Source organism: Azorhizobium sp. AG788 (genome assembly GCF_004364705.1).
GTDB classification, from domain to species: Bacteria; Pseudomonadota; Alphaproteobacteria; order Rhizobiales; family Xanthobacteraceae; genus Azorhizobium; species Azorhizobium caulinodans.
In genome coordinates, this window is record NZ_SOBM01000007.1 from 168,433 (window position 1) to 190,090 (window position 21,658).

The 21,658-nt window shown below is 69.6% G+C and carries 19 protein-coding genes; 13 read left to right on the forward strand and 6 right to left on the reverse strand.

The features are described from left to right. Position 1: 1 nt before the first annotated feature. A complete protein-coding gene (locus tag DFO45_RS19150) occupies positions 2 to 814 on the reverse strand; it encodes an ABC transporter ATP-binding protein (protein ID WP_133866115.1) in 813 nt (270 codons plus the stop codon). Positions 815 to 1,159: 345 nt separating this feature from the next. Here DFO45_RS19150 and DFO45_RS19155 point away from each other — a divergent pair, with 345 nt between their 5' ends. The 4 genes from DFO45_RS19155 to DFO45_RS19170 all read left to right on the forward strand — a co-directional run bounded on the left by DFO45_RS19155 (position 1,160) and on the right by DFO45_RS19170 (position 6,636). Next, the gene (locus tag DFO45_RS19155) at positions 1,160 to 1,795 is read left to right on the forward strand and encodes a TetR/AcrR family transcriptional regulator (protein WP_012173109.1); all 636 of its coding nucleotides are present in this window, start codon (positions 1,160 to 1,162) and stop codon (positions 1,793 to 1,795) included. A gap of 172 nt (positions 1,796 to 1,967) precedes the next feature. Further along, a complete protein-coding gene (locus tag DFO45_RS19160; RefSeq protein ID WP_012173110.1) occupies positions 1,968 to 3,575 on the forward strand; it encodes a carboxyl transferase domain-containing protein in 1,608 nt (535 codons plus the stop codon). Positions 3,576 to 3,865: 290 nt separating this feature from the next. Then, positions 3,866 to 4,642 carry an enoyl-CoA hydratase/isomerase family protein gene (locus DFO45_RS19165; RefSeq protein WP_133866116.1) on the forward strand — a complete coding sequence of 259 codons (777 nt, stop codon included), beginning with the start codon at positions 3,866 to 3,868 and terminating at the stop codon, positions 4,640 to 4,642. After that, positions 4,639 to 6,636: an acetyl/propionyl/methylcrotonyl-CoA carboxylase subunit alpha gene (locus DFO45_RS19170; protein ID WP_133866117.1), complete on the forward strand. Its 1,998-nt coding sequence runs from the start codon at positions 4,639 to 4,641 to the stop codon at positions 6,634 to 6,636. The genes DFO45_RS19165 and DFO45_RS19170 overlap by 4 nt, the downstream gene beginning before the upstream one ends. A 217-nt stretch (positions 6,637 to 6,853) precedes the next feature. Here DFO45_RS19170 and DFO45_RS19175 read toward each other — a convergent pair whose 3' ends face one another. Together DFO45_RS19175 and DFO45_RS19180 are read right to left on the reverse strand one after the other, a co-directional pair. Next, positions 6,854 to 7,720 carry a type 1 glutamine amidotransferase gene (locus DFO45_RS19175; protein ID WP_133866118.1) on the reverse strand — a complete coding sequence of 289 codons (867 nt, stop codon included), beginning with the start codon at positions 7,718 to 7,720 and terminating at the stop codon, positions 6,854 to 6,856. A 109-nt stretch (positions 7,721 to 7,829) separates the two neighbouring features. Beyond that, positions 7,830 to 8,741, reverse strand: a complete 912-nt coding sequence (locus DFO45_RS19180) for a DMT family transporter (protein WP_133866119.1) — start codon at positions 8,739 to 8,741, stop codon at positions 7,830 to 7,832. Positions 8,742 to 9,020: 279 nt separating this feature from the next. On the opposite strand from DFO45_RS19180, the gene DFO45_RS19185 reads away from it, so the two are divergent. Beyond that, positions 9,021 to 9,776 carry an RNA pseudouridine synthase gene (locus tag DFO45_RS19185; RefSeq protein ID WP_133866120.1) on the forward strand — a complete coding sequence of 252 codons (756 nt, stop codon included), beginning with the start codon at positions 9,021 to 9,023 and terminating at the stop codon, positions 9,774 to 9,776. A 3-nt stretch (positions 9,777 to 9,779) separates the two neighbouring features. Here DFO45_RS19185 and DFO45_RS19190 read toward each other — a convergent pair whose 3' ends face one another. Continuing rightward, positions 9,780 to 10,679, reverse strand: coding sequence for a DMT family transporter (locus DFO45_RS19190; RefSeq protein WP_133866121.1), 900 nt, complete (start codon positions 10,677 to 10,679; stop codon positions 9,780 to 9,782). A gap of 95 nt (positions 10,680 to 10,774) precedes the next feature. On the opposite strand from DFO45_RS19190, the gene DFO45_RS19195 reads away from it, so the two are divergent. After that, positions 10,775 to 11,638 (forward strand): LysR substrate-binding domain-containing protein, encoded by an 864-nt coding sequence (locus tag DFO45_RS19195; protein WP_133866122.1) that lies wholly within the window; start codon positions 10,775 to 10,777, stop codon positions 11,636 to 11,638. 34 nt (positions 11,639 to 11,672) lie between these two features. Here the strand turns inward: DFO45_RS19195 and glk are convergent, their stop codons facing one another. Then, the gene (gene glk / locus DFO45_RS19200) at positions 11,673 to 12,614 is read right to left on the reverse strand and encodes a glucokinase (protein WP_133866123.1); all 942 of its coding nucleotides are present in this window, start codon (positions 12,612 to 12,614) and stop codon (positions 11,673 to 11,675) included. 287 nt (positions 12,615 to 12,901) lie between these two features. Between glk and DFO45_RS19205 the strand changes: the two genes are divergently transcribed. From DFO45_RS19205 to DFO45_RS19235, 7 genes are all read left to right on the forward strand, one after another. Beyond that, a complete protein-coding gene (locus DFO45_RS19205) occupies positions 12,902 to 13,615 on the forward strand; it encodes a Tim44/TimA family putative adaptor protein (RefSeq protein WP_043879812.1) in 714 nt (237 codons plus the stop codon). Positions 13,616 to 13,621: 6 nt separating this feature from the next. After that, positions 13,622 to 14,857, forward strand: coding sequence for an MltA domain-containing protein (locus tag DFO45_RS19210; protein ID WP_133866124.1), 1,236 nt, complete (start codon positions 13,622 to 13,624; stop codon positions 14,855 to 14,857). Beyond that, a complete protein-coding gene (locus tag DFO45_RS19215) occupies positions 14,854 to 15,468 on the forward strand; it encodes a Smr/MutS family protein (RefSeq protein ID WP_133866125.1) in 615 nt (204 codons plus the stop codon). Before DFO45_RS19210 ends, DFO45_RS19215 begins: the two co-directional genes overlap by 4 nt. Before the next feature lie 3 nt (positions 15,469 to 15,471). Then, on the forward strand, positions 15,472 to 15,837 hold the full coding sequence (locus DFO45_RS19220) for a helix-turn-helix transcriptional regulator (protein WP_012173122.1): 366 nt from the start codon (positions 15,472 to 15,474) through the stop codon (positions 15,835 to 15,837). A 97-nt stretch (positions 15,838 to 15,934) separates the two neighbouring features. Then, the gene (locus DFO45_RS19225; RefSeq protein ID WP_133866126.1) at positions 15,935 to 16,234 is read left to right on the forward strand and encodes a PRC-barrel domain-containing protein; all 300 of its coding nucleotides are present in this window, start codon (positions 15,935 to 15,937) and stop codon (positions 16,232 to 16,234) included. A 35-nt stretch (positions 16,235 to 16,269) separates the two neighbouring features. Further along, positions 16,270 to 16,632: a PRC-barrel domain-containing protein gene (locus tag DFO45_RS19230; RefSeq protein ID WP_133866127.1), complete on the forward strand. Its 363-nt coding sequence runs from the start codon at positions 16,270 to 16,272 to the stop codon at positions 16,630 to 16,632. Positions 16,633 to 16,803: 171 nt separating this feature from the next. Then, positions 16,804 to 19,482, forward strand: coding sequence for a TIGR02302 family protein (locus tag DFO45_RS19235; RefSeq protein WP_133866128.1), 2,679 nt, complete (start codon positions 16,804 to 16,806; stop codon positions 19,480 to 19,482). Between the two features lie 214 nt (positions 19,483 to 19,696). Here the strand turns inward: DFO45_RS19235 and DFO45_RS19240 are convergent, their stop codons facing one another. Continuing rightward, complete coding sequence (locus tag DFO45_RS19240) at positions 19,697 to 21,313, reverse strand: hypothetical protein (RefSeq protein ID WP_133866129.1); 1,617 nt, start codon at positions 21,311 to 21,313, stop codon at positions 19,697 to 19,699. Positions 21,314 to 21,658: the final 345 nt, after the last annotated feature.

Here is a 21,658-nt window from a genome sequence, read left to right on the forward strand (position 1 = left end):
CTCACGCGGACAGGGCCTGAGGGGTGGCGGGCTCAATCTCGGGGTCTTCCTCGCCGAGATAGGCCTTGCGCACATGCGGGTCCGCCAGCACGTCGGCGGGCTGGCCGTGGGCGATCTTGCGGCCGAAATCCAGCACCATCACGCGGTGCGAAATGTCCATCACCACCCCCATGTCGTGCTCGATCATGATGATGGTCATGCCCCATTCCTCGTTGAGGTCCACGATGTAGCGGGCCATGTCCTCCTTCTCCTCGAGATTCATGCCCGCCATGGGCTCGTCGAGGAGGATGAGTTCGGGCTCAAGAGCCACCGCGCGCGCCAGCTCCACCCGCTTGCGCAGACCGTAGGAGAGCGTGCCGGCGGTCGCCTTGCGCACATGCTGAATGTCAAGGAAATCAATGACATTCTCCACCTTGCGGCGGTGCTCCAGCTCTTCCTTCTGCGCCCCGCCAAACCAGTAGAGCGCGCCGGTGAGGAAATTGTTCTTCAGGAGGTGGTGGCGGCCGACCATGATGTTGTCGAGCACGCTCATATGGTGGAACAGGGCCAGGTTCTGGAACGTGCGGCCGATCCCGATGGCGGCCCGCCGGTTGGGCTTCAGGCGCGTAATGTCGCGTCCGCCGAAGAAGATCTTCCCCTCGCTCGGCGAATAGCGCCCGGAAATGCAGTTCAGCAGCGATGTCTTGCCGGCGCCATTGGGGCCGATGATGGAGAAGAGCTCGCCCTTCTCCACGGAAAACGAGACGTCGCTCAGCGCCCTGAGGCCGCCAAAGCGCAGCGAGACGTCACGCACGTCGAGTAGCGTGGTGCCCAAGCCGTCCTCCCTGTGTCGGAGGTGCGCCGGCCATTTTTGCCGTGCGTCTCCCCCGTTTTGGCGCCCGTTCAAGTTGGCGTTGGGCGCCTTGGCCCGGTCATGCGCCGGGCTTTGATTGAAACAATCGAACGTTCTTTTTTTGATCGGGTCAAGCCCGAAACCGCACCGTCATGTCTTGCACTGCGGCGTTCCGGCGCGCACTGTAGCATCCACCTGCGACGCTGACGCGCAGGCCTATCCAATACCCGCGCGCCTGACGCCGCAAGCAGGCGGAGCGGCGGGCCGGGGTCCAAAGCAAGGACGGACAGTCCCTTCACGGGACGAACCGCCGGGGCGAAAGGCGCGATGGCGCGGACAGTGGGTTCAAACGGGGCACGCACGGCGCAGGCCATAAGGCAGGCGGGCGTGAAGCTCATCTACCAGCATGGCTATGAGGCCATGAGCCTGCGCCAGCTCGCCGCCGAGGTGGGGCTGCAATCGGGCTCGCTCTACAAATATTTCGACAACAAGCAGAGCCTGCTGTTCGACATCGTCCGCGACCATATGGAGGATCTGCTCAGCAAGGTCTCCGAGGCGCTGGACGGCCTCAGCGATCCCATGGATCGCCTCAGGGCCTATGTGGGCTTCCACCTGCGCTACCATATGACGCGGATGGCCCACGTCTTCATTGCCAACATGGAGATCCGCAGCCTCGAGGCCGAGCACCGGGCGGAAATCGTCGCCATGCGCCGGCGCTATGAGGGCCTGCTCGACGCCATCCTGCGCGAGGGCGCGGAACGGGGCCTGTTCAAGGTCACCGATTCGCGGGTCTCCACCTATGCCATCATCTCCATGCTCACCGGCATCTGTATGTGGTACCGGCCCGACGGCCGGCTCAGCCAGGATGAGCTCGTGACCATCTATACGGACCTCGTCACCGGAGGCGTCGCCCTCACCGGCCTGCCCGCTGCCGTGCCGGACGCGCGGCGCCGGCGCGCCTGAGCCTCCGGCACACCCCTAGATGCCCCTTGCGGGGCGATGAAAAAAACGTACGATCGTTTCTCATGCCGGCGACAGATCGGCACCGGAGGAGACAGGACCCCGAGGCACCGGCAGCAACCCTGCCGGTGGCTATGTCCGTCTTCTGCGCAACGACATCAGGGCGAGGACGCGCATGGCGATCATCGAGGATGCGGTGGACCGCCGCTCGGAGGCCTATCGGCGCAATCGCGAGGCGCTCGCCGCCAGCGTCGCGGACCTGCGCGCCACGGTGGATCGCATTGCCGAGGGCGGCGGAGCGGTGGCCCGTGAGCGGCACCTGAAGCGCGGCAAGCTCCTGCCGCGCGATCGCATCCGCACCCTGCTCGACACCGGCTCGCCTTTCCTCGAACTCTCCCAGCTCGCCGCCCACGGCATGTATGAGGACGAGGTGCCCGCCGCCGGCCTCATCACCGGCATCGGCCGCGTGTCGGGGCGCGAATGCCTGATCGTCGCCAATGACGCCACGGTGAAGGGCGGCACCTACTTCCCCATGACGGTGAAGAAGCACCTGCGCGCCCAGTCCATTGCGCGGGAGAACCACCTGCCCTGCCTCTATCTGGTGGATTCCGGCGGCGCCAACCTGCCCAATCAGGACGAGGTGTTCCCGGACCGCGAGCATTTCGGCCGCATCTTCTTCAATCAGGCCAACATGTCGGCAGAAGGCATCGCCCAGATCGCCGTGGTCATGGGCTCGTGCACGGCGGGCGGCGCCTATGTGCCCGCCATGGCCGACCAGTCCATCATGGTGAAGAACCAGGCCACGATCTTCCTCGGCGGCCCGCCGCTGGTGAAGGCGGCCACCGGCGAAGTGGTGACGGCGGAGGAACTGGGCGGCGCCGACGTGCACACCCGCACCTCGGGCGTCGCCGACCACATGGCGGAGAACGATGCCCACGCGCTCGGCATCGCCCGCACCATCGTCGCCGGGCTCAACCGCCGCAAATCCCATGGGCTGGAGATCCGCCCGCCGCGCCCCCCGCTCTACGATGCGGAGGAGATCTACGGCATCGTCTCGCAGGACCCGAAGAAGCCGTTCGACGTGCGCCAGATCATCGCCCGCATCGTCGATGCCTCCGAATTCGACGAGTTCAAGCCGCTCTATGGCCAGACGCTGGTGACGGGCTTTGCCCACATCTTCGGCTATCCGGTCGGCATCATCGCCAACAACGGCATCCTCTTCTCGGAGAGCGCGCTGAAGGGGGCCCATTTTGTGGAATTGTGCTGCCAGCGGAACATCCCGCTCGTCTTCCTGCAGAACATCACCGGCTTCATGGTGGGCCGGAAATATGAAGCTGGCGGCATCGCCAAGGATGGTGCCAAGCTCGTCACCGCCGTCTCCTGCGCCAGCGTGCCGAAGTTCACGGTGGTGATCGGCAATTCCTTCGGCGCAGGCAATTACGGCATGTGCGGCCGGGCCTATGATCCCCGCTTCCTCTGGATGTGGCCCAACGCCCGCATCTCGGTGATGGGCGGCGAGCAGGCCGCCAACGTGCTGGCGCAGGTGAAGCGCGATGGCATCGAGGGACGCGGCGGCAGCTGGAGCCCGGAGGAGGAAGCCGCCTTCAAGGCCCCCATCCAGGCGCAATACGAGGTGCAGGGCCATCCCTATTATTCCTCGGCGCGCCTGTGGGACGATGGCGTCATCGACCCCGCCGACACCCGCATGGTTCTGGCGCTCGCCCTCTCCGCCTCCCTCAACGCCCCGGAGCGCGACACCCGCTTCGGCGTGTTCCGCATGTGAGGGGCAGCGTTGAACGCTCGCCCGTCCTCCGGCCTGCCGCCGGCCCCCTCCCAGCCCTCCGCCGCAAGCGGGAGAGGGCTTTTCCGGCCCGCAACCGGCGCTGTCTGTCTTCTACCCGCCGCTTCTCCCCGCTCGCGAGACAGGCTCCCTCTCCCGCTTGCGGGGGAGGGTTGGGGAGGGGGGTATGACGCTCTCCGCCTGATGAACGATCGCGGGCCATGCGGCTATGACGCTCTCCCTCCAGCCTCCCATCCATCGCCTCTCGCTCCCGCTCACGAAAGAGGCGCCCCATGAGCCTCCTCACTGCCCTCGAAGACGGCGTTGCCGTCCTCACCCTCAACCGGCCGGAGGTGCACAACGCCTTCGATGACGCGCTCATCGCCGCGCTGACGCAGGCCTATGAAAGCGCCATCGCGGACCCGGCGGTGCGCGCCATCCTGCTCGCCGCCAACGGCCCCTCCTTCTGCTCCGGCGGCGATCTCAACTGGATGCGCCGCATGGCCGGCTATTCCCATGATGAGAATCTGGCGGACGCCGAAAAGCTCGGCCGGCTCATGCAGATCATCGACACCGCGCCCAAGCCGACGCTGGCCCGCGTCCACGGCTCGGCCTTCGCCGGCGCCATCGGGCTCATTGCCTGCTCGGACATCGCGGTGGCGGTGCCCGAGGCCGAGTTTGCGGTCACGGAAGTGCGCATCGGCCTCATCCCGGCTGTCATCAGCCCCTATCTGGCGCGGGCCATGGGGGTCCGGCAGGCGCGGCGTTATTTCCTCACCGCCGAACGCTTTTCGGCCGAAGCCGCCCGCACGCTCGGTCTCATCCATGAGGTGGTGCCGGCCGCTGATCTTGATACCGCAATTGCCCGCCACCTGAAGGCACTGAAGGCGGCGAGCCCCGCCGCGCTCACCGCCACGAAGGCGCTGGTGGCGGCGGTGGATCAACCCTTGTCTGAAGCGGTCATCGCCGACACCGCCCGCCGCATCGCCGATCAGCGCGCCAGCGCGGACGGGCGCGAGGGCCTCTCCGCCTTCCTCGAAAAACGCAAGCCGAACTGGGGACAGGCATGAGCCTGCGCAAGCTTCTCATCGCCAACCGGGGCGAGATCGCCGTCCGCGTCATGCGCACCGCGCGGGCCATGGGCATCGCCACCGTGGCCGTCTATTCGGAAGCGGACGCCCACGCGCTCCATGTGGAGACGGCGGATGAGGCCTGGCCCATCGGCCCCGCCCCGGCCCGCGAGAGTTATCTGAGGATCGATGCCATCATCGCCGCCGCGCAGGCGAGCGGGGCGGATGCCATTCACCCCGGCTACGGCTTTCTCTCCGAGAACGCCGCCTTTGCGGAGGCGTGCGCTGAGGCCGGGATCACCTTCGTCGGCCCGCCCGCATCCGCCATCCGCGCCATGGGCTCCAAGAGCGCGGCCAAGGCGCTGATGGAGAAGGCCGGCGTGCCGCTGGTGCCCGGCTATCACGGTGAGGATCAGGACCCGGCCCTGCTCGCCGCCGAGGCGGCGCGCATCGGCTATCCCGTGCTCATCAAGGCCTCCGCTGGCGGTGGCGGCAAGGGCATGAAGGTGGTGGCCTCGGCGGGGGAATTCGCTGACGCCCTCGCCTCCGCCCAGCGCGAGGCCCGCAACGCCTTCGGCGACGACCGGGTGCTGATCGAGAAGTATCTCACCCGCCCCCGCCACATCGAGGTGCAGGTGTTTGCCGACAGCCATGGCAACGCCGTCTATCTCAACGAGCGCGACTGCTCCATCCAGCGCCGGCATCAGAAGGTGGTGGAGGAAGCCCCCGCCCCCGGCCTCTCGCCCGAACGGCGGGCGGCCATGGGCCAGGCGGCGGTGGATGCGGCGCGCGCCGTCGGCTACGTGGGCGCGGGCACGGTGGAGTTCATCGCCGAGGGCGAGGACTTCTTCTTCATGGAGATGAACACCCGCCTGCAGGTGGAACATCCCGTCACCGAGGCCATCACCGGGCAGGATCTCGTGGAATGGCAGTTGCGTGTGGCGCGCGGCGAAAGGCTGCCGCTCACGCAGGCGGACGTCCCGCTGGAAGGCGCCGCCATCGAGGTGCGGCTTTATGCGGAAGACCCGCAGAAGGATTTCCTGCCGCAGGTGGGCCGGCTCGATCATCTGCGCCTGCCCGATGATCTGCCCGGCGTGCGCGTCGACACCGGCGTGCGGGCGGGGGATACGGTATCCATCCATTACGATCCGATGATCGCCAAGATCATCGCCCGCGGCGCCGACCGGGCGGAGGCGGTGGGACGGCTGGCCGCCGCGCTGGCCGCGACCGAAGTGGTGGGCCTACCCACCAACCGCGCCTTCCTCGCCGCCATCGCCAATCATCCCGCCTTCGCGGCGGCGGATCTCGATACGGGCTTCATCGGCCGCTTCGGGGCTGACCTCCTGCCCGCGCCCGAGCCGGTGGACGACCGCACGCTGGCGCTCGCCGCCCTCTCCATCCTGCTGGAGGAGGCGCGCGTCTCCGCCACGGCTACGGACCCGGCCGATCCCTTCTCACCCTGGGGCCTCGCCCCCGGCTGGCGGCTCAACCGCGCGGCCTATGTGGACCTCACCTTTTCCGATGGCGGCGCCCGCCTCGTGGTGCGGGCGCATTATCGCGCGCGGGGCTTTGCGCTCGATCTGCCCGGCGGCACGCTGGAGGTGGAAGGCCGGCTCGAGGCCGACGGCACCATGGAAGCGCGCCTCGCGGGCGTGAAGCTGCGGGCGCGCGTGGTGCGCTCCGGCATGAAGCTCACGGTCTTCGCTGGCGGAACCGAGCGCCTGATCGAGTTCGTGGACCCCCGCCGCGCCTCCATCGACGCCACCGGCACCGCCGGCCGCCTCGTCGCGCCCATGCCGGGCACGGTCATCCGCGTGGCGGTGGAGCCCGGCCAGAGCGTCCAGAAGGGCGCCGCTCTGGTGGTGGTGGAGGCCATGAAGATGGAACACACCGTCACCGCCCCCCGTGACGGCACCGTCGCCCGCGTGCTGTTCGCCGCCGGCGATCTGGTGGACGAAGGCGCGGAACTGCTGGTGCTGGAAGAGGCGATCTGAGGAGACGAGACGGGCGGGAGTCTATGCGCGCTTTGCGTGGGCCCCCTCCCTATCCCTCCCCCGCAAGCGGGAGAGGGGACCTGTCCCATAGCTGACAGGTCGTGCCGGAAGATCGTTCGGCTTCCTCATGCGAGCCAGAAAAGCCCTCTCCCGCTTGCGGGGGAAGGTTAGGAGCGGGCAGGCCGGGCGTTGCGCGCTTGAACGCAGCCCGAATGCCTCACGCCCGGCCGCGACGCGCCCGTTCAGGAAGCACGAGGTGGGCGATCCAGTTGCGGATCTCGGCGGTGCGCAGTTCCTTGGAGATGACAGCCCCGTCCACGCCATGGCGCCAGATGAGCGCGGCATTGGCGGGATCGCGCTCCAGCTTTTCGAGGTCGCCGATGAAGGCGCTTTCCTCGTCCTCGTCGAGGAAGAAGCCCTCGGCCACCAGCGAGGGGCTGAGGCGGCGGAAGATGGCCGCCATTTCCCGGAAGGGATATTCGGGGTGGTACTGCACGCCCCAAGCGGTGCTGGCGCCCACCTTGAACTCGGCCGCCTGCACCTGAGAGTGGTCGTTGGTGGCGAGCAGCCGCGCGCCGTGGGGCAGCGTCTCCACCTCGTCCAGATGCACGGTCATGGCCTCGAACACCTCGGGCTTGCCGTCATACATGTGATGGTCGCGCCCGGCGTCGGTGACGCGGATGCGGCGGCCGAAGCCGACCTCGCGACCGCGCGGGTTCTTGCGCACGGCGCCGCCGGCGGCGGTGGTGATGAGCTGAAGGCCCCAGCAACTGCCGAAGACCGGCGTGCCGGTGGTGAAGGCGGCGCGCAGGAGGTCGATCTGCTTCTGGATCTCCTCGCCGCCATTGTAGATGTTCAGCGAGGAGCCGGTGATGGCGATGCCGTCATAGCCCTCGAGGCCGCCGCTGTCGGGCAGGTTGGCACCCGGATCGGCCGGATAGCAGATGTCCACCACGGCGGTGGGCAGGATTTCCCGCAGCAGCCGCGCATAGCCCTCGCTCGCCGCTTCGCCTCCGAACCGCACCTGACGGGCGCGGGCTTCGGCGACATTGCCTTCGACAACGAGCAGACGGGGAGCGGACATGATGGACAGGAACCTGTTGGAGCTTGGAAAGCGCGGCGGGAACCGGCACGCCAGTCCCTCACCATAGGCGGCATTTTGACCAAAGCGAGGTGCGCGAGGCTTGCGTGCCTCAGTCCCCCAGCGTCGCCTCCAGCGTCTCGCGCGCCCGCTCCCGCCGCTCGTTCAGGAGCAGATAGACGCCCGACGCGATGACGATGGCCGCCCCCGCCAGCGTCCAGAGGCTCGGCACCTGATGGAACAGCGCCCAGCCGAGGATGATCATGCCGATGATCTGCACATAGAGGAAAGGCGCCAGCACCGCCGCGGGCGCATGGCGGTGGGCGATGATGAGCAGCATGTGCCCGCCGCCGGCCACGAGGCCAATCAGCAGCAGCACCAAGAGAACGGCCGGCTCCTGCGGCGTCTCCCACGCGAAGGGCAGCGGCAGCGAAGCGACCACCGAGCCGACCAGCGACGTGTAGAACAGGGTGGTCGGCGTCTTGTCCGTGTCCGCCAGCATGCGGGTCAGGATGGCGTAGAGCGCATAGCAGCCGGCCGAGAAGAGCGAGAGCAGGGCGGCGGGATGGATGCCGCCCGCCCCCGGCTGGGCCACGAGGAGAATGCCGGCAAATCCCGCCGAAATGGCCGCCCAGTGCCGCGCGCCCACCCACTCCCCCAGCATCGGCCCGGCAAAGAGGGCGACGAAGAAGGGGGCGGAGAACATGATGGAGACGGTCTGGTCCAGTTGCAGGAACTGAAGCGCCGTGAAGTTGAGGATGGTGCAGCCGAAGAGGAGGGCCGAGCGGGTCACCTGAAGCACGGGTCGGCGGGTGGAGAGCAGGCCGGGCACCGTCCAGGGATTGAAGACCACCAGCGCGATGACGAAGTGCACCACATAGCGCGCCCACACCACCATGAAGACATTGATGTGGGCGCCGAGCCATTTCGCCATGGCGTCCGAGATGGCGAAGGTGGAGACCGCAAGACACATGAGCAGGATGCCGAACAGGCGGCGGCCGGCGGGCTTGGTGGCGGCTGACATGGCAGGTCTCAAGCCTCCGCCGCGAAACGGCGGGCACGCGGCTGCACCGCTGCAGCGCAGGCGAACGAACGGCGGATGTCGGGCATCGATCCCCCAGCGGCCGGCAGCTGCGGCGCAGTCTTAATCGTTTCAACAACCGATACCGGGCAGGGCGCCGGGGCAAAACCGCAAATCCTGCATGCAGATGCGCGCCCGCATGCACATGGCGCGGGTCCGGCAGGTCCGCTTCCCGCCCGGCCGTGCTATCTGGAGCGGATCCCCACCCTGTCCGGTTGTTCCATGTCCCAGGCCGCCCGTTCCGAACCGCCCGTCTCGCCGCTTGCCGCGCGCCTGCTCCATCGCGACGGCATGGTGCTGGTGCTGGACAAGCCGGCGGGCCTGCCCGTGCATCCCGGCCCCAAGGGCGGGGAGACGCTGCACGACCATCTGAACGGCCTGCGCTTCGGCCTGCCCCGCGCGCCCGAGCTGGCCCATCGGCTCGACAAGGACACCTCCGGCTGCCTCGTGCTCGGCCGCCACGGCAAGGCTCTGGCGCTGCTCAACCGCCTGTTCGCGGAGGGCCAGGCGGACAAGACCTATGTGGCTGTGACGCGCGGCGCGCCCGCCGAGGAGACGGGGCGCATCGACCAGCCGCTCGCCAAGCGCTCGCCCCACCGGGGCTGGTGGATGCAGGCGGTGCCGAAGGGCACGCCTGGTGGCCTTGAGGCGGTGACGGACTGGCGGGTGCTCGCCCGCGCGGAAGGTCTCGCGGTGATGGCGCTCTCCCCGGTGACGGGACGCACCCATCAGTTGCGCGCCCACCTCTCCCATCTCGGCTTTCCCATTCTCGGCGACAGCATCTATGGCGGCGCCTCTCGCCTGCCCGGCGGGCCGATGCTGCACCTGCATTCCCGCCGCATCGTGCTGCCGGTGGCGAAGAACGGCCCGCCCATCGACGCCCGCGCGCCCCTGCCGCCGCACATGGTCGAGACGCTGACAGCGCTGGGGCTGGAGAGCGCCGCGATCGAGGCCGCTGCCGATACGGCGTTCGACTGAAACTTATCGCGTCACCAGCCAGATGCCGGCGGCGATGGGCACGACGCCGAGGAAGTCCAGCGGCGGCACGTGTTCGCCCAGCACCACCCAGCCGAAGAACAGGCCGAGCGGCGGCATGAGGAAGTGCAGCGCCGTCGCCTCGGTGGCGCTGGAGCGGTTGAGGATGAAGTACCAGAGGCTGTAGCCGCCGATGGACACCGCCACCACCAGATAGGCGAAGGCCCAGAGGAACGGGCCGGTGACATGGATGGCGGACAGGGGCTCGGTGGCGAGGGCCACGGGGAACAGCACCACCCCGCCGGCGAGGCACTGGATGCCGCTCGCCTGCCAGAGCCCCGCCGAGGTGCGCAGCCTTTTGTAGACGAGCGTGCCGGCGGTGAGGGCGAAGAGGCCCCCGACCACGAACAGCGTGCCGACGAGGCTCTCATGCCCGCTGCCGAGCCGCGAGCGCAGCACAATGGCGACGCCCGCCATGCCGAGCAGCAGCCCCGCGAGCTTGCGAAGGGTGAGCCGCTCGCCCAGCACCGGCCCGGCGACCAGCGCGGTCAGGAGCGGGTTGGCGGAGATGATGACCGCCGTAAAGCCGGACGAGACCGTGGTCATGCCGGTGAAGCTGAGTCCCAGATACAGCCCATTGTTCAGCGCTCCGGCGAGGATCAGCGCCGCCCATTCCCGCGCCGCCAGCCGCCGGAAGCCGCCCAGCGCCGCGCACAGGCCGAGGATGATGGCCCCAGCGATCAGGAAGCGGATGCTGAGCAGCAACAGCGGCGGACATTCGGCGAGCGCGATCTTTCCGGCGGCGAAGGCCGAACTCCACAGCACGCAGAAGAGCGCGATCAGCAGCGGCGTCGCGCCGAGCGGGGATGTGGCGGCGCGGCTTGGCGTCAGTCTGGCCGTGGGCATTGGGGCGTCTCCTCGCGCCCACCAAGCCACATTGGCGATGAATTGAAAAATTCGATGTTTTCATGCCTCATAGTGGAAATCTAAATGGAGTCCACATGCTGGACCTCGACCTGCTGCATGCCTTCGTGAGCGTCGTGGATGCTGGAGGATTTACCCGCGCTGGCGAGCGGGTCCACCGCACGCAATCCACCGTCAGCCAGCAGATCCGGCGGCTGGAGCAGGCGGCCGGCAAGCCCCTGTTCGACCGCGGCGGCCGACAAGTGCGCCTCACCGAGGATGGCGAGCGGCTGCTCGGCTATGCCCGCCGCATCCTCGCACTCTCGGCGGAGGCGAAAGCGGCGCTCGCGTCCGCGCCGCCTGCGCAGGTGCTGCGACTGGGCATGCCGGACGACATTGCGGTTGCCGCCCTCACGCGCATGGTGGCGGCCTTCGCGGCGGCCCATCCGCAGGTGCGGCTCGCGGTGCGCTGCGGGCTCAGCGTCGATCTCGACGCGAGCCTGACCCAAGGCGATCTCGACGTGGCGCTGATGAAGCGCGAGCCGGGCCGGGGCGGTGCGCGCAATACCTGGCCCGAGCAATTGGTCTGGGCCGTGCGCGCCGATGCGCCGCTCCCCGTGCTGGACCCGGTGCCGCTCGCCGCCTTTCCGCAGGGTTGCCTCTATCGCAACCGCGCCATCGGCGCGCTGGAGCGGGCAGGACGCGCCTGGCGCATCGCCTATGACTGCCCGAACCTCGTCGGCATCCTTGCGGCGGTGGAGAGCGGCCTTGCGGTCTCGGTGCTGGAGCGGCGGGCCCTCACGCCGGCGCTTCGGCCGCTGCCCGAGGGCCTCCTGCCGCCGCTGGGGCCGTCGGAACTCGCCTTGTGCGTGCGGGAGGGCGCTCCACCGCTGGCGGACGCCCTCGCCGCCGTGGTGGCGGACTTCTGCGCCGACCCGGCCGCCCTGCGCACGGCAGCCTGAGGACCGCGCACCAAAGAATCGGAGGGCTCCGGCTCTAGGTGGCTGCGAGCAGGCGCTGGGCGATGGCCGCTGCCCCCGCAAGGCCGGGGGTCGGATGCACCACCACATGAGTCGGCACCGTGGCGAGGCGGGCCGTATAGGGCGGATGGTCCTCGAAGGCCGCCCGGAAGGGCGAGCCCGCGAACAGCGGTGCCAGAGCTGCGGCGACGCCGCCGGGAATGAAGACGCCGCCGCGCGCATCGAACAGCAGCGCATAATCCCCGAGGATGCGGCCGAGGATGCGCAGGAAGACGTTGCAGCTCTCAAGCTCGGCGCCGCTGCCGGTCAGCGCGGACCGGATGATGTGCTGCGAGGTGCACTGCTCGCCGGAAAGCACCGCGTGCAGCCGCACGAGGCCGGAGCCGGACAGCACCGCCTCCACGCTCACCGAGCCGAGATCGCGGACCAGATGGGCGAGGATGCGCGCCTCATCCGCCATCACCGCGCCGAAGCGGGCATGGCCGCCCTCGCTGGGCAACACGCGGTAGCCGGCCTCCTGCGGCAGCAGTAAGGCGGTGCCGAGGCCCGTGCCGGGGCCGCACACCAGAATGGGCGCGCGTTCCACGGCCTTGCCGGTGCCCACCTGCACGAGGTCGGCGCGGCCGAGGGTCGGCACACCCTCCGCCAGCGCGACGAAATCATTGAACACGGCGAGCTGGCCGAGACCCAGTGCCGCAGCAAGCGCCGGCCGCTGGAAGCGCCAGTCGCGGTTGGTCAGGCGCACGTCATCGCCATCCACCGGTCCGGCCACGGCGAAGACGCCGACATCGGGACGGGTGCCGCCGGTCTGTTCGAAATAATGCCCGAACAGGGCTTCCAGATTGGGAAAGTCCTCCCCGGCGAGCACGCGGATGTCATACGGCTGGCCGCCGGCATCGACGCGCGCGATGCGGGCCGAGGTGCCCCCGATGTCTGCAAGCAATGCGGTCGATACCATCCAGGATACTCCACCATACGGGGGCAAACTAACGCTGCCGGGCGCGATGTCCAAAGCGGGGCTCACGGCACCGACTGCGCCTTAGCCGCTGTGGTGGCAATCAAACGCTTGGTCCCGTAAGGTGAGTTCCCTCGCGTGTTTCGCAGGGCGGGGGCTGGCGTTTGCGCCCGCCGCGCGTACATATGGAGGGGCAATGCTTGCCGGCCGTGCGCGGCGGGAAAGCAACGCTGGCGGAGACAATACCGGTCGCGCGTCCGCGCAGCGGCTGGAAGGCATGGCGGAACGCAGTGCTCGACATCTATACGATTATCTTCCTGGCCCTCGCGGTCTTCATCTTCGTCCGGCTGCGCAGCGTGCTCGGCCAGCGGACCGGGAAGGAACGCCCGCCGTACGATCCCTTCACGCCGCGCCCGCCGGCCGCGCCTTCGTCTGACAATGTCGTGAGCCTGCCCGAGCGGGTTGGCGATGCCCCGCAGCGCCCCACGGCGCCGGTGTCCCAGCCCCTGCCCGGCACCTTCCGCTGGAAGGGCGTGACGGAGGAAGGCTCTCCGCTCGCCGAAGCGCTGGACCAGATCGCCGCCATCGAGCCGGACTTCGACGCCAAGCATTTCGTGGAAGGCGCCAAGTCCGCCTATGAGATGATCGTGCTCGCCTTTGCCGCCGGCGACCGCCGCACGCTGAAGGACCTGCTCTCCAAGGACGTGTTCGACGGCTTCGTCGCCGCCATCTCCGAGCGGGAAGGCCGCGGCGAGACGATGGAATCGCGCTTCGTCGCCATCGAGAAGGCGGAGATCATCGAGGCGAGCGTGCGCGGCCGCACTGGCCAGGTGACCCTGCGCTTCGTCTCCAAGATCATCTCCGCCACCCGCTCCCGCGACGGCGCGGTGGTGGACGGCAGCGCCGACACCGTGGCCGATGTGACCGACGTGTGGACCTTCGCCCGCGAGCTTGGTGCGCGCGACCCGAACTGGAAGCTCGTCGCCACCGAAGCCGCGCAGTAAAGGGCCATGGACCGGAGCGGTGCAGCCTTTCGGCGCGGCCGTCTCCGGCTGGCCCACCTTGTCCGGCTGGCCCCGGTCCTCGGCTTTTTGACGGGCGTGCCCGCCGGGGCCGCGCCCCTCGCGCCGACGCCGGTGCCGGACCTGGCCGGCGCAACCCTTCAGCCGGTGGCCTATGGCGCCCTGCCCGGCTGGTCGGCCGACGACCAGGCAGCGGCCTTTGCCACCTTCCTCGCCTCCTGCCGGGCGCTGGCCAAGGCGCCCGCGGAAGTCGGTCCCGCCTCGCGGTCCCGCCTCCAGCCCGCCTTGCGGCAGGCGTGCGCCGCCGCCCGCCGGCTCGGCACCGCAACGCCGACCCCAGCCCTCGCGCGGCTGTTCTTCGAAGCCAATTTCCGTCCCTTCGCCATCACCCCCACCGCCAGCCCGCGCGGCTTCCTCACCGGCTATTACGAGCCGGAGGTGGAAGGATCGCTCATCCCCAGCGCGGACTATGCCGTCCCCGTCTATGCCCGCCCGCCGGACCTCATCAGCGACGCGCCAGGCAGCAACAAGGGCCCGGCCTACCGGATGCAGAATGGCGCCCGCGTGCCCTACTGGAACCGCGCCGAGATCGAGGACGGGGCGCTCGCCGGGCGCGGCCTCGAAATCTGCTGGCTGAAGGATCCCGTCGATCTCTTCTTCATGCAGATCCAGGGCTCGGCCCGCGTGCGCCTGCCGGACGGGCGGGTGATCCGGCTGAATTACGACGGCCATAACGGACAGCCTTATGTGCCGGTCGGCCGCCTGCTCATCGAGCGCGGGATCGTGCCGCGCAACGAGATGTCCATGGACCGCATCCGCGCCTTCATGGAAGCCGACCCCGCCGCTGGAAAGGCGCTGCGGCGGGAGAGCCCGTCCTTCGTCTTCTTCAAGGCGGTGCCGCTCAAGGACGGCGAGGGGGCACTGGGCGCGCAGGGCATCGGCCTCACCCCTGGCCGTTCCATCGCCGTGGACCGGGCGCTGCACACCTATGGCACGCCTGTCTTCATCAGCGCCCGTCTTCCCATCGCGAGCCCGGCCCCCGAGACGCCCTTCCAGCGCCTGATGATCGCGCAGGACACGGGCTCGGCCATCGTCGGGCCGGCGCGGGCGGACCTTTTCTTCGGCGCTGGGGCGGAAGCCGGACGCATCGCCGGGCGCATCCGCGATCCGGGCGACTTCTTCCTGCTGCTGCCGCGCTTCGAGCCCCGCGAGGCGGCACCGTGACCCCGCGGCGGCGCAAGCGCGTGCTGCGCGAGGACGAACGCGCCCTGTGGGAGCATGTCTCCCGCTCGGTGGCGCCGCTGCGCCCGCGCCCGGCGCTGCCCGCCAAGCCCGAGACGCCGCCTCCCGAGGAACCGGCGCCCCCCGCCGAGACGGAGGGCCGTGCGCCCAAGGGCCTGGTGCTCCACCCGCGCAAGCGGCCGCTGGCGCCGGCGGCACCACCGCCGCCCCCGCTGACCAAGATCGAGCCCAAGGTCCGCCGCAAGCTCAACCGGGGCGCAGATGTGGATGCGCGGCTCGACCTGCACGGCCTCACCCAGGCCGCCGCCCATCGGCGGCTGCACCTCTTCATCATGGACGCGCAGGCCGCCGGCCACAGCCTCGTGCTCGTCATCACCGGCAAGGGCGACAGCGAGGGCTTGGGGCTCGGGCTGGGCCTTGGCTGGCTGCGCGGCGGGGAGGCCGGACGCGGCGTGCTGCGCCGGGCGGTGCCGCAATGGCTCTCGGACCACGCGCTGCGGCCCTATGTGGTGGGGTTCGAGAATGCCGCCCGCCACCATGGGGGCGAAGGCGCGCTCTATGTGCGCATCCGTCGGCGGCGGGAGCGGAGCTGAAGCATGACGCCGTTCGGACGCCGGATGCGGGAGCTGCGCGCCGCCCGCGGGGCGACCCTCACCGAGATGGCCACCGCCATCGGGGTTTCGCCCACCTATCTCTCCGCGCTGGAAACCGGCAAGCGCGGCAAGCCGACCTGGGCCCTCGTCCAGCGCATCATCGCCTATTTCAACGTGATCTGGGACGAGGCGGAGGACCTGCAGCGCCTCGCGGAAGTCTCCCATCCCCGCGTGACCGTGGACACGGCCGGCCTCTCCCCCGAGGCGACGGAACTCGCCAACCTGCTGGCGGTGGAGATCGCCCACCTGCCGCCCGAGGCGGTGGCCGAACTGTTGGGCCGGCTCAAGATCCTGCGCAAGCGCGCGTGAACGCACCGCGCGGGAACAGTCCGCGCCGCCCGAGGTTGACCCTTGGAGAGCCGCAAGCGGGACCCGACGTCCCGCCGCGGAGCCAGGGAGGGCCGTCATGGAACCCCACGACGAAACCAAGGCGCTGATCTCGGCCAGCACCCTCAAGGGCACCGATGTCTTCGACACCGAAGGCAACCATGTGGGCAGCCTGCAGGATGTGATGATCGACAAGCGCACGGGCGTGCTCGCGAGCGCCGTCATCACCTTCGGCGGCGTGCTCGGCATCGGCGGCGAGGATCGGCCCGTCCCCTGGAATGCCCTGCGCTATGACGCCCGGCAGGGCGGCTTCGTCATCGGCATTCCCATCCCGACTGCCGAGGAAACACCTGCTCCCGTCGTTTCCGTCGCTTTCTGACGGACCGGGAGCCCAACACCAAAGAGGAGAACGCCATGGTCGCGACCGACGAAACCCATAACCTCATTGCCGGCGACAAGGTGTCCGGCACGAACGTCTACAACACCACGGGCGACAAGATCGGCTCGATCTACGACGTGATGATCGACAAGCGCTCCGGCAAGGTGGCCTATGCCGTCATGTCCTTCGGCGGCTTCCTGGGCATGGGGGAGGACTATCATCCCTTGCCGTGGTCCACGCTGAATTACGATACCGGTATGGGCGGCTATGTGGTGCCCATGTCCCGCGAGCAGCTCGAGGGCGGCCCGCATTATGGCACCAAGGACACGCCGCAGTGGGATCGCGACTACGAGACCCGCGTGCACGATTATTACAAGACACCCTATTACTGGAGCTGACCTCCCGCGGCCCGGACCTCGACGGTCCGGGCCGCTTGGCTTGGGCCGCGTGCCCTTCTCTGGCGTTGCGGAAACGGCCTTGTGACCCGCTTCCGCAGCGCCCGCGCTGGCCTCCCGGCCGTCCCGTGCTAAACTCCCCGTCTTTGAGAGGCCCCGGGTGCGGGAGGCTGTGTGACGGCGACACCGGACGGAAAGACCCCGCGAACCGTTGAGGCTCAGGCCGCCCGCGCGCTGGAGCAGGCTCTGGTCCGCGCCCGCCATGTGGTGTTCTGGGAGCGGGCCTGGCCGCCGCTCGTGCTGGTCGCGGTTGCGGTGGCGCTGTTTCTCGTCGCCTCCTGGGCCGGCCTCTGGGTCGCCCTGCCGCCGCTCGGCCGGATCATCGGCCTCATTCTCTTTGCTCTTCTTGGCCTCGCCGCTCTGGTGCCGCTGGCTCGCATCCAGCGCCCCACGCGCGCCGAGGCGCTGGCACGCCTTGATGTGGCGAGCGGCCTGCCCCACCGGCCCGCGACCGCGCTGGGCGATGCCCTCGCGACCCGTCCCGATGATCCGGTGGGCGCCGCCCTGTGGCGGGCGCACGTCGCCCGCGCGGTGGGTGCCGCCCGGCGGCTGCGCGCCGGCCTGCCCGCGCCGCGTCTTGCGGAGCGTGATCCCTATGCCCTCCGGGCGCTGGCGCTGCTCGGTGTGGTCTCCGCCTTCTTCCTGACGCCCGGCGACCACTGGAGCCGCATCCGCACCGCCTTCGACTGGCGCGGGGCCGTGACCCCGCTCGCCTATCGGCTCGATGCCTGGATCGATCCGCCCGCTTATACGGGACGGCCGCCGGTGGTGCTGCCGGGCCTGAGGTCCGAGGACACGATCACAGCGCAGGCCGCTGCCGTGACCGTACCCGCCGGCAGCGTGCTCGTGGTGCGCAGCGCCGGCGTCCCGCTCGATGCGTTGAAGGTGGAGAGCGGCTTCGAGGAAGTGAAGCCGGCCGAGACCGCCGATGCCGCGAAGGACGGCCCCAAGACCGAAGGCGGCAAAACCGCCCCCGCGCGCGCCGATGCGCCTCAGCCGGGCGAGCGCCGCTTCACCATCGTGCGCGGCGGCGCCGTGTCCTTCAGTGGCCCCGACCAGCGCACCGCGAGCTGGCGCATTGCGGCAACGCCCGACCAGAAGCCGACCATCAGCTTCACCCGCGACCCACAGACCGGACCGCGCAACACCTTCGTTCTCTCCTACCGGGTCGAGGACGATTACGGCGTCAAGGAAGCCAGGGCGATCCTGAAGGCGCTGCCGCCCGAGCGCGGCCTCTATCCCCGGCCCGGCGCTCCCGTGCCCGTCGCCGGCCAGCCGCTGGTGCCGCCCCCGGACCTGCCCCTCTCCCTGCCGCAGGGCGGGCGCAGCGGCGCGGCGCAGACCTCCAAGGATCTCGTCACCCATCCCTGGGCTGGCGCCCGCGTGGAAGTGACGCTCGTCGCGAAGGACGAGGCCGGCAACGAGGGCACCAGCGACACCCGCGTGGTGCGCCTGCCGGCCCGGGCCTTCTCGAAGCCCGTCGCTCGGGCCCTCATCGAGGAGCGCCGCCGCCTCGCGCTGGATGTGGGCGCGCGCAGCCGGGTGCAGGACGTGCTGGCGGCACTGACGCTGGCGCCCGACAAGTTCGCGCTGCCGGCCAATGAATATCTCGGCCTCCGCACGGCCTATTACCGGCTGAAGAACGCCCGCTCCGACGACGATCTCAAGGGCGTGGTGGACTATCTGTGGGACGTGGCGGTGCTGATCGAGGACGGCACGCTGAGCGCCGCTGAGCGGGAGTTGCGCGCGGCGCAGGAGGCCCTGCGCGAAGCCCTCGAACGCGGCGCCAGCGACGAGGAGATCCAGCGCCTCGCGCAGGATTTGCGGCAGGCCATGGAAAAGATGATGCGCCAGCTCGCCGAGCAGGCGCAACGCGGTGACGGCACCGACCGGCCGCTGGACCAGAACACCCGCGTGATCCGCCCGCAGGATCTCCAGCGCATGGTGGACCGGATCGAGAATCTCGCCCGCTCCGGCTCGCGCGATGCCGCCCGCCAGCTGCTGGACGAGCTTCAGGCCATGATGGACGGGATGAAGCCCGGCAACCGTCAGGCCGGCGGCCAGCAGGGGCAGCAGCAGAGCGAACTGGGCAACATGATCCAGGAGCAGCAGCGCCTGCGCGACCGCACCTACCAGCAGGGCCGTCCCGGCCAGCGGGGGCAACAGGGCCAGCGCGGCCAGCAGGGTCAGCCCGGCCAACAGGGACAGCAGGGCCAGCCGGGAGAAGGCCAGCAGGAGGGCGACAACGGCTATGGCGGCCTGCAGCAGGGCCAGCAGGAGCTGCGCCGCCGCCTCGGCCAGATGCTGGAGCAGTTCCGCCAGCAGCAACAGCAGGGCCGCGGACAGGGGCAGGGCCAAGGACAAGGCCAGGGCCAGGGGGATCCGAGCGATCCCGCCAACCGCGCCGGTGAAGCCTTCGGCCGCGCCGAACAGGCCATGCGCGACGCGGAAGGCGCGCTCGGCGAGGGCAACGGGCAGGGCGCGCTCGACGCACAGGGCCGCGCCCTTCAGGCAATGCGGCAGGGCGCGCAGGCGCTGGCCGATGGCCAGCAGGGCGACCAGAACGGCCCCGGCCCCGGCGGCCCCTCCGGCGAGCAGGCCCAGCGCACGGACCCCCTCGGCCGGCCCATGCGCTCGCAGGATTATGGCGACGACTTCACCGTGAAGGTGCCGGACGAGGTGGACGCCCAGCGCGCCCGCCGCGTGCTGGAAGAACTGCGCCGCCGCCTCGAGCAGACCGACCGTCCCCAGCAGGAGCTGGACTATATCGAACGCCTGCTGCGGAACTTCTGACAGCGGGCGCGGGAAGGCGCGGGCACGCCTCCCATCCGGCGGCCCAGCCGAAAGCGCCGACCGGCCCGTCCATTGGGCAGGCTTAGGCCTCTGCCTAACCGGGCCCAGCGGCGCGGATGCAGCAGACGCGTGGACCCTCCGGGATGAGGGGCGAAGACCCGCTGCCCCGATCGGTCGCCGGGTCGTGCCCAGCGGTGGCGCACATGACGCAGCTTCAGGCCGGGCCCTCGGGCAAGCCCGGCAGCGGGCCGTAACCGGCCATCCGCGTGAAGGCATCCACGTGATGCAGCAGCGCCCAATAGTCACCAAACGCGAAGGTCGCCTCCAGATAAGGCGCCATCTCCGCCTCGGTCATCGGGATTTCAGTCCTCCTCGCCGGTTCGCCCTCGCGCCGATCCGTGATTTCCAACACGCCCGAACGCGACCGCAATGCGGCACACCAGGCCTCCGGCGATGATCTCTGCGGCGAGATCTCCACATTCAGGTCCCCGAGCCATCCTTGCCGATCCAAGTCCCCACGAAGCGTTGCTTGGACATGCCACCCCCGGACGTCCAGCGAGAGCCAGATGGAAAGAGACGGGAGGAAATCCGGATCTTTGGGGTCGTGGGGCGATTTGGGCCGCTTTCCCAGGTAATGGACGGTCAGCCGGCCCTTTTCCATCGGGCGCACCGTGAGCTGGTAATCCTCGCGTGCGTGATGCCGCCGCTCCGCCTCCTCACGCGTGAGGGGAAGGAGCAGCATGTTGCGGCCCGCCCGCACCCGCCGATCGTGTGAGAAGACGGGCGTGTTCGTTTCTGCCGGCTCGTCCGCGAACAGGCCCTCCGGCGTCGGCACCCAGGGACGGATGGAAAACGGCGCCTCATCGCAGCGCCTCGCGTGGCTCGCTTTCGGTTCCTCCACCGGAAAGGGCGAGGGCTCCCAGACGCTCTGCAGCTTCAGCGCGGCCACCATCTCGGCTTCACGCGCATGGGCCTCGGCACAAAGCTCGGCAATGTCGCGGTCGAGTTCGCTCCGCAGCTCCTGGATCGCCCGCAACATGTGCGGTCGGTCGGCATTGTCCCGCGCGAGATCATCAAGATAGGCCTCGGCCCGCTCCGGCGCGCCCGCGAGGATGAAGGCCCGCACGGGCGCCTTGAAAAGGGCGTTGCCCCCGCCTTGGCTCCTGAATGTTCCGGCCAAACGTTCCGCAACGGCGGACAGGGTGGTCACCTGACCGGCCGGTGCGAAGACATGTTCCGCCAGCTGGTCCAGAAGGAGCATCTGGAAATGTTGCTCCCAGACATCCCGTCCGGCGCCGCGCAACCTGTCCCGCAAGAAGATGTCGAAGTGCGCATCGTACAGAGGCACCAGGATTCGAGAGACGCTAAACGAATAGGGGTCTCCGGTCCGGTCGAAGAAGGCCCCGCGCAGCACATGGCGCACCGGGCGGATCACCAGAGCGCGGTCCGCCACGGCCAGATCCGGCCGCAGGGCGAGCAGCGGCTTCAGATAGCGCTTGATGTCGGCCGGGCGCGTGCCCGGCACCCGGCCCTTCGCCTTCTCCGCGTCCCTGCGGGCCTGGACGGCATCGAGGCTGCGACGGGCCATTTCCACGGCCCGATCGGCGGAGAATGGCCGGTCCTCTTCCTCATCCAGCACCACGGCCCCGAGCAATTTGGCGAGCGCGGCGGCGGTGCAGAGCGCCGCCAGCATCTCATCCTCGTCGCCGCCCCAGCGGAAGCTCGCCGAGCGATCGAAACCCGGATCCACCTCGCCTGCGAACTGCGCGATCATCTCCTGATCGTCGAACACGTCGAACTCGACGCCCGTTTCCTCCCGCCGCAGCTTCATGGGCAGGAAGCCCCGGTGCCCCTCCAACGTCCCCCGGCCGGAGAGGGAGAAGGGAAAGGTCAGCTCCCTGAACATGGCGTTCACAGCCGCGCGGGCCGGCAAGGCGCCGCGAAAAAAGACATGCAGCTCCATCGACATGCGCCATCCTCCCGCAAAGATCACGGCCCAAGCGGCCCGTCCGCGAGCAGTCCCGCGGGCCCGCCGCGTGCTGAAAGCGCTGCGCCGGCGCCTTGAACGGACCGACGGGCGTCAGCAGGGGCTCACTTTCACCGAGCGCCTTCGACGGCATGTCTGACGGCCGGCCGGGAAAGTGTCGTCCGGCATCCGGATGCCGCGCGCCGGCCG

Coding starts and splice junctions, on each gene's coding strand:
- DFO45_RS19230 (WP_133866127.1), top strand. CDS start 16,270: ATGGTCGCGACCGACGAAACCCATAACCTCATTGCCGGCGACAAGGTG.
- DFO45_RS19185 (WP_133866120.1), top strand. CDS start 9,021: ATGTCCCAGGCCGCCCGTTCCGAACCGCCCGTCTCGCCGCTTGCCGCG.
- DFO45_RS19170 (WP_133866117.1), top strand. CDS start 4,639: ATGAGCCTGCGCAAGCTTCTCATCGCCAACCGGGGCGAGATCGCCGTC.
- DFO45_RS19225 (WP_133866126.1), top strand. CDS start 15,935: ATGGAACCCCACGACGAAACCAAGGCGCTGATCTCGGCCAGCACCCTC.
- DFO45_RS19155 (WP_012173109.1), top strand. CDS start 1,160: ATGGCGCGGACAGTGGGTTCAAACGGGGCACGCACGGCGCAGGCCATA.
- DFO45_RS19195 (WP_133866122.1), top strand. CDS start 10,775: ATGCTGGACCTCGACCTGCTGCATGCCTTCGTGAGCGTCGTGGATGCT.
- DFO45_RS19175 (WP_133866118.1), bottom strand. CDS start 7,720: ATGTCCGCTCCCCGTCTGCTCGTTGTCGAAGGCAATGTCGCCGAAGCC.
- DFO45_RS19240 (WP_133866129.1), bottom strand. CDS start 21,313: ATGAAGCTGCGGCGGGAGGAAACGGGCGTCGAGTTCGACGTGTTCGAC.
- DFO45_RS19190 (WP_133866121.1), bottom strand. CDS start 10,679: ATGCCCACGGCCAGACTGACGCCAAGCCGCGCCGCCACATCCCCGCTC.
- DFO45_RS19180 (WP_133866119.1), bottom strand. CDS start 8,741: ATGTCAGCCGCCACCAAGCCCGCCGGCCGCCGCCTGTTCGGCATCCTG.
- DFO45_RS19220 (WP_012173122.1), top strand. CDS start 15,472: ATGACGCCGTTCGGACGCCGGATGCGGGAGCTGCGCGCCGCCCGCGGG.
- DFO45_RS19160 (WP_012173110.1), top strand. CDS start 1,968: ATGGCGATCATCGAGGATGCGGTGGACCGCCGCTCGGAGGCCTATCGG.
- DFO45_RS19210 (WP_133866124.1), top strand. CDS start 13,622: ATGGACCGGAGCGGTGCAGCCTTTCGGCGCGGCCGTCTCCGGCTGGCC.
- glk (WP_133866123.1), bottom strand. CDS start 12,614: ATGGTATCGACCGCATTGCTTGCAGACATCGGGGGCACCTCGGCCCGC.
- DFO45_RS19165 (WP_133866116.1), top strand. CDS start 3,866: ATGAGCCTCCTCACTGCCCTCGAAGACGGCGTTGCCGTCCTCACCCTC.